The sequence below is a fragment of the Neobacillus drentensis genome (genome assembly GCF_036965425.1).
GTDB lineage: Bacteria > Bacillota > Bacilli > Bacillales > Cytobacillaceae > Neobacillus > Neobacillus drentensis_F.
The window spans coordinates 17,286-23,312 of record NZ_JBALPP010000020.1; the positions used below are offsets into that span (position 1 = coordinate 17,286).

The window sequence follows — 6,027 nt, forward strand, 5'->3', positions numbered from 1 at the left end:
TCATTATTCAAAACAAAAAAGTCCCTTCAAATTGTAAAAGGGACTTTCGTTTCTTTATGATAATATCTGTTTTTCTCCATCAATTGTAGAGAACAATGATAATAATTCGGATAAGAATTGGGCAAAGCCACTACCGCATGTACAAAGAAAAACCGCCTGAGAAAAAGGCGGTCTTAATTAATCTATTTTGAATTAAACGCTTTCTTTAGTGCCCTGCCTGATTTTTCAAGTGCACGTTTTCCTTGGTCTATCACGGCAGCCATGCTGACAAATCCATGGATTGTTCTGTCGTAGCGAACACATTCCACTTCTACTCCGGCTTCAGCAAGCTTTTTCGCGTATTCCTCACCCTCATCTCTGAGAGGATCAAATTCAGCAGTAATCACAAGTGCTGGCGGAAGGTTATTAAAATCTTCATACAGAATTGGCGATAAAAGCGGGTTATGCTTATCTTCTTCACTATTTAAATAACAAGCCCTAAACCATTCCATCGTTCCTTTTGTTAAGAAATATCCTTCTGCATTTTCTCTCATCGAAACAGTTGGTTCTCCGCCAACGTTCGTACTTGGATAGATTAATAGTTGGAAACATATAGATGGATGGTTATTATCCTTAGACAAATTTGCAACGACTGCCGCCAAATTACCACCGGCACTATCTCCACCAACGGCAATCCGAGTACGGTCAACCTGAAAAGCTTCTGCATTTTCGTAAACATACTGAACTGCCGCATACGAATCTTCCACTGCAGCAGGGAATTTATGCTCAGGCGCTAGACGATAATCGACTGAAATAGTCACACAATTGGCTAGATTTGTTATTGCACGGCATACATTATCATGAGTTTCAATGTTTCCGATAACCCAACCTCCGCCATGGTAAAAGACCAGTGCGGGATAGTTCGTTTGACTTTCCTTTGGATAATAAACTCGAACAGGAATGTCCGTCACTGGACCAGGGATTGTCCGATTTTCTATTTTACCAACTTCCTCTAACTCGGCCTGTGGCAATAAAAACGCTTGTCTTGCTTGCTCAGGAGTTAAAGTTTCCATAGGAGGAGCTCCGGCAGCAGCTAACTGATCTAAAACTAATTTTGTTTGTGGATCTAGTGACATGAATTCGCCTTCCTTCTGTTAGAATATTCTTACATTAATTCAATTCGAGATAAGGCATTTATTTCCTTCTATCGGAAATTATTTGTTAATAATAGAATAAATGCGGCAGTAAAGGATGGCTATATTGTGTCGAATCCCAATTTTTACGAAAACAGCTTTTAACTAAAATCTTTCCAGGTAAAATCGACACTAAGCATACCGACAAATTCTTCTGTTAATGGTTCTGGTTCATTGGTTGCTGCTGCTGGATTCCGAAAACAAACGAGATGTTTATAATAACCAAACTTTCGGCAGGTATCAGGCCTAGCTTCATGAATTCCACATCTATCTTTATCAAGGTCGTAGAATATACATGTTCCATAGTATCTTTTTTGATTTTGAAGCTGTAGTCGTATTTTAGCTGGCATAGTTTTGATCTTTGTTTTAATTCGTTTTAATTCCTTTGATGTAACTGGCACAGGGCCGCAGCATAGACCTCTGCAGCCTTGACATGGAAGACTATTCATATATCTCTCCCTTTATTAGCTATTTATTAATCTCATAAAAGTAAGGTCGCCCAATTTTTCTGAAAATCCCCATTTATGATAAAAAGGGACCATTTCAGGGCGGCAATATAATTCGAAATGCTTTACATCTCTCAAATAAGGTTCTTCTAGAATAGTATTTATTAAAGCACTACCTAGATCTCTGCCTCGATAGGCTTCCTTTACGATAACATCAAAAATCAAGCCCTTATAGACATAGTCCGTTAATACACGCGCAAAAGCAATTAACTCATCTGTACCTGGTTCAATATATCCTACAATGAAGTCAGAATGTTCAACCATCCTCTTAATATCGGGAAATTCTCGTCCTTTTGTCCACCATTCTAACTGAAATAATCTTTCTAACTGGATCATTTGCTTGTTGGAAAGCTGAGTTACAATATTAAAATCCATCTAGTTTCACCTTTCAATTTAATATCGAGTTAGTCTTTTCATTATTTCTCTTTTTCTATCCCTATCTTTAATTCTCGTTAAATCAAGGGCATACTCATGTCCTTTATGCTTTGCTCGCAAAATTTCTCTAATCGCCTGTTTTACACTGTCTTCATCATCTATTACAACAATTACATTTCTAAGCATCGTTTCCCCTTCCCTTCTATGTAGGGTTTCAATTGCCCGGCTTAGTCTTATTAACAACTTTACTATTGAAAAAGGCATTTATAGAATCATTTATGAACGCAACGGTAATAGGTATAATGAAATGATAAATCCTCGAATAAAACGGGAAAAGTCGAAATTAGGCTCAGCACTTCAATCCCCAATCAAGCAATCCAGAACCAAAGATCCAGCTTTTTTTGTCAGACGAATAATTTTCATTTACCTGTCCTCTTTATCGCATTTATTTTTTCATATTTCTTCAAGTTCTGTAATAAATAGACGTAAGTTTGATAAAAGATGTTTCAGAAAATTTTTTCTTATATAAAAGAAACCTTTTATTTCTATTTCCGTCAAAATATTGAACAGTGTTTTTGAAGGGAATGGAGCGCATGATTAAAAAAATATTATATCTTCCAGTGAGGCTGATCGCTATATTAGCGGGCTTTGTGTGCGTAGTCAATATACCGATACTTTTTGTTTTCAATTCAGGTAATAAAGAAGTTGAATTTCATTTCAGCTCGTATAAGTACTATGTCCTAGACAACTTAGCCTTGTTTTTGCACTATAATGACTATTCTTACATATTTCATTATTTTAAAGGTGAAGGTATGGAGAAGTATGCCTATACAATGACCATCTTATCGATTTCTCTACTATTAGTGGTGTTTATCGGCGTGATTGCGGCTACTGCGATTATGATGCTTCCTCATACCTTTCGAAAACGAATAAGCAGTTTTATTGATTTCACGATTACCGCACCGGACCTGCTTATTATTTTTCTGCTTCAATATATGGTTATTTATTTTTATAAGACGTTCGATGTAAAACTTTTTCAGCTATATGGCGGAAATCATACAGAACCCTATTTCATGCCTATAATCATTTCGTTTTTTGTTCCTGCCATTTTTTTAATACAGTTCCTTTTAAAAGAAATGGCCGTCGAGGAGCAGCAGGATTATGTTCTTTTCTTGAGGGCTAAAGGGCTTCCTAAAAGCGTCATTTATATTAAACATATTATTCGTAATATTTTTCCATTAGTATTGATTCATTTACAAACAATCATTTGGTTCTTGTTATCAAATATTATCGTAGTAGAATACTTGTTTAACATTCATGGTTTTGCAGAGGTGCTGCGCTCTATGTATGGCCAAAGAGCAGAAGCTTTTATTCTTGGATTCCTTTTATTTGCCGTCCCCATAATCATGGCCAATCTTATTGCTTACATAGTTCTCAAATTGAGGAAAAGAAAGGAAAAGGTCAGCGTATGAAAGCTTTTAACTATAAAAATATGATTATCGGCTTATCCATTCTCGGGATTGTACTCATCTTTAGCTTACTTTACCCCCTTTATGGACCTGAAGATTTTAATAAAGTTATGTATTTATATGACAAAAAGGGAAATTTAATAGGGGTCCCGCCAATTCCGCCCTCCTCCCACTACCTTTTAGGCTCTGACCGGAACGGAGCAGATATTCTTCTCATGATGATTTATGGGGCTAAATTTACTTTACTATCAGCCTTTGGAGTGACCTTCATTCGTGTTTTGATCGGGGGAGCATTAGGGATTATCTTTTCTTTATGGCTGAAACGACTTCTGCCTATTTTAAAGGATTTCCTGTTAGTGTTCAATTTAGTTCCGCCGATTATTATAACTTTAGTTCTTATGCTTCCTGTATCCACAACATATATAGAAGATTCGGTTTATAGTATATTATTTTATCAAATTATCATTTTAATTATTATGGGCGTTCCTTCCGTTCTAATTATGACCTCAGAAATCATCGATGAAATGAAAGGAAAATCCTTTATTCAATCCTCCTATTTAATGGGGGGCAATCATTTGCATGTTTTGAAGACTCATTTGAAGCCATTTTTGACTTCATACGGCTTTTTGATGGCAATCCAGCAACTGCTTAATACCTTAGTATTAATCATGTATCTTGGAGCCTTTCAGGTATATTTGGGTGGCGTTTCAAGAGAAGAAGTACGAGGTCTGCCCATTTTAAATTCAATATCCAAAGAATGGGCTGGCCTAATTGGGCAAAATTATCGAGAATTTTTCATGTCCCCATGGGTTGTACTCATTCCGCTTACTTGTTATTTTCTCCTAATCATCATTATTAATATGATTAAGAAAGAAATTGAAGCGTCCTTGGACATCAATTCACTAGGAATGACTTTTAAAAGGAGAAAGAAGAAGAAGAAGAAACAAAATGATGCGGTTAGTAAAAATAATATAGCAATAAAATCAGATTTTACATTTCAAAAAATGTCCAATAATTAACAATGGGGTGTCAGGAGTGACACCCTAATTTAATTTTGCCAGTTTTCTTTGTAAATATCTTCTTCTTTCATCGATATATTCAGAAATGACCTCTAGTTCTTGATCAAATTGGTCTATGTCGGGTTTTTTATATGGGTCTTGCATTACAAAGGGGCGAATCTGTTGGAGGAGGTTTTCTGCTTTTGGAACCATATAGTCTTTTGTAAACTGCTGCTCAATAATGTCCTCCAGCAGGTTTCGATAGCGCCTTCGGAAATTATCAACATATAATAATCGTGCTGTCAATGTGTTAAATCCTTCAATCGGCACATAATTCGCCTTCATTATTTTTCCGTTAACATCCCTTCCCCATGTTGCATCGTAATCCCAAGGAATGACTTCAAATAATCCTGTTTCTCCATTTCGATATAGAGCATAATTATGAACAAATCCATCATAGTTGGCAGTGAAGATAATCCCTGCTATCCACCGGAGATATTTGTCAACATCGAGGTATTTTTGAATTTCCCGTTCAAACTCAGGAATCGGAATCGTGTTTATTTTAATGATGAATTCTTGAAGTTTGTAATCATCAGATGCCGGCCCACACTTTCTTTTATAGCCTAATTCCAATGATTTCTTTATTTCTTTATCCAAGTCACTCATTAAAGAAAAATTAGCATCACCATCAACAGCATAGAAGATGCTCCCTGATGGGAGATTTCTTCGTTTTAAAAAGTGTTGATCCACTGATTCTATTTCTAAATAAACCCCTTCCGCTTTTCCATTAAGAGTTAAAAAAACATGCTGTGAACGTGGAGATAGAACACCAAGCTCCGAAAAGAAGTCAAAGGACAATTTGTTACGAATTAATGATGGGTCCTTGAATTCGGCGTTTAAATGAATCTGTTTTGAACCTTTAAATGTATTTGGTTTAAAGAAAGTAATTTGATAGGACTTTTTTAAAAAATCACGAATATGAGAACCACGGTAGCTTAAATCAATTTCCAGTCTTTTTCCTTCTAGTTTTAATTGAGCAGGAATTGGGTCGTCAATCCAAATGTCTCTTTTAAGCTCCTTTAAATCAAGCGGGTTAATAAAAAGCTTATATTGTGGAATTTTAGCGGCATCGTCCATGAACTATTCCTCCCTCCATTATTGGTATGAATAAGAATGGCTAGAGGTCACGACAAGGTGCATTTTTTCCTATGTTAGGCTTTTGTCCCAAACAAAAATACCCTTACATACGTAAATTGTAAAAAGAAGAGTGAGTTTTATAGACAAACTTTGTCAATCAGTTTTCGTACTCCCTTTTCTATTTTAAAAGGAGGTGCAAAAATGAGCGAATTTTCATCAGGAGATATTCAAAATGCAGCAGACGAAGCTAGACAAGGCGGTATGTGGGATTTCATGTTCAGAGACCCTGGGCATAATCGCGGCACTTCACGCAGAAGGACTTCTAGAAACCGTAATACTTCAAGAAGAAATACTTCAAGAAGAAACACTT

General features: G+C 36.1%; 8 protein-coding genes. 3 read left to right on the forward strand and 5 right to left on the reverse strand.

Annotated features, from left to right (window positions below):
* Positions 1-182: 182 nt before the first annotated feature.
* From V7161_RS05630 to V7161_RS05645, 4 genes are all read right to left on the reverse strand, one after another.
* Complete coding sequence (locus V7161_RS05630; RefSeq protein WP_335442976.1) at positions 183-1,115, reverse strand: alpha/beta hydrolase; 933 nt, start codon at positions 1,113-1,115, stop codon at positions 183-185.
* 158 nt (positions 1,116-1,273) lie between these two features.
* Positions 1,274-1,621: a YkgJ family cysteine cluster protein gene (locus V7161_RS05635; RefSeq protein ID WP_335442978.1), complete on the reverse strand. Its 348-nt coding sequence runs from the start codon at positions 1,619-1,621 to the stop codon at positions 1,274-1,276.
* 15 nt (positions 1,622-1,636) lie between these two features.
* Positions 1,637-2,053: a GNAT family N-acetyltransferase gene (locus tag V7161_RS05640; protein WP_335442980.1), complete on the reverse strand. Its 417-nt coding sequence runs from the start codon at positions 2,051-2,053 to the stop codon at positions 1,637-1,639.
* 18 nt (positions 2,054-2,071) lie between these two features.
* Entirely contained in the window at positions 2,072-2,239 is a 168-nt protein-coding gene (locus V7161_RS05645; protein ID WP_223590803.1) for a hypothetical protein, read from the reverse strand.
* A gap of 407 nt (positions 2,240-2,646) precedes the next feature.
* Here V7161_RS05645 and V7161_RS05650 point away from each other — a divergent pair, with 407 nt between their 5' ends.
* On the forward strand, positions 2,647-3,525 hold the full coding sequence (locus V7161_RS05650) for an ABC transporter permease subunit (protein WP_335442982.1): 879 nt from the start codon (positions 2,647-2,649) through the stop codon (positions 3,523-3,525).
* On the forward strand, positions 3,522-4,541 hold the full coding sequence (locus V7161_RS05655) for a hypothetical protein (RefSeq protein ID WP_335442984.1): 1,020 nt from the start codon (positions 3,522-3,524) through the stop codon (positions 4,539-4,541). Before V7161_RS05650 ends, V7161_RS05655 begins: the two co-directional genes overlap by 4 nt.
* 24 nt (positions 4,542-4,565) lie before the next feature.
* Here the strand turns inward: V7161_RS05655 and V7161_RS05660 are convergent, their stop codons facing one another.
* On the reverse strand, positions 4,566-5,657 hold the full coding sequence (locus tag V7161_RS05660) for a CotH kinase family protein (RefSeq protein ID WP_335442986.1): 1,092 nt from the start codon (positions 5,655-5,657) through the stop codon (positions 4,566-4,568).
* Between the two features lie 201 nt (positions 5,658-5,858).
* Between V7161_RS05660 and V7161_RS30365 the strand changes: the two genes are divergently transcribed.
* Positions 5,859-6,027: CotG/ExsB N-terminal domain-containing protein (locus V7161_RS30365; protein WP_420491581.1), on the forward strand; the 169-nt coding region annotated here is incomplete at its 3' end.

Coding starts and splice junctions, on each gene's coding strand:
- V7161_RS05630 (WP_335442976.1), bottom strand. CDS start 1,115: ATGTCACTAGATCCACAAACAAAATTAGTTTTAGATCAGTTAGCTGCT.
- V7161_RS05635 (WP_335442978.1), bottom strand. CDS start 1,621: ATGAATAGTCTTCCATGTCAAGGCTGCAGAGGTCTATGCTGCGGCCCT.
- V7161_RS05640 (WP_335442980.1), bottom strand. CDS start 2,053: ATGGATTTTAATATTGTAACTCAGCTTTCCAACAAGCAAATGATCCAG.
- V7161_RS05645 (WP_223590803.1), bottom strand. CDS start 2,239: ATGCTTAGAAATGTAATTGTTGTAATAGATGATGAAGACAGTGTAAAA.
- V7161_RS05650 (WP_335442982.1), top strand. CDS start 2,647: ATGATTAAAAAAATATTATATCTTCCAGTGAGGCTGATCGCTATATTA.
- V7161_RS05655 (WP_335442984.1), top strand. CDS start 3,522: ATGAAAGCTTTTAACTATAAAAATATGATTATCGGCTTATCCATTCTC.
- V7161_RS05660 (WP_335442986.1), bottom strand. CDS start 5,657: ATGGACGATGCCGCTAAAATTCCACAATATAAGCTTTTTATTAACCCG.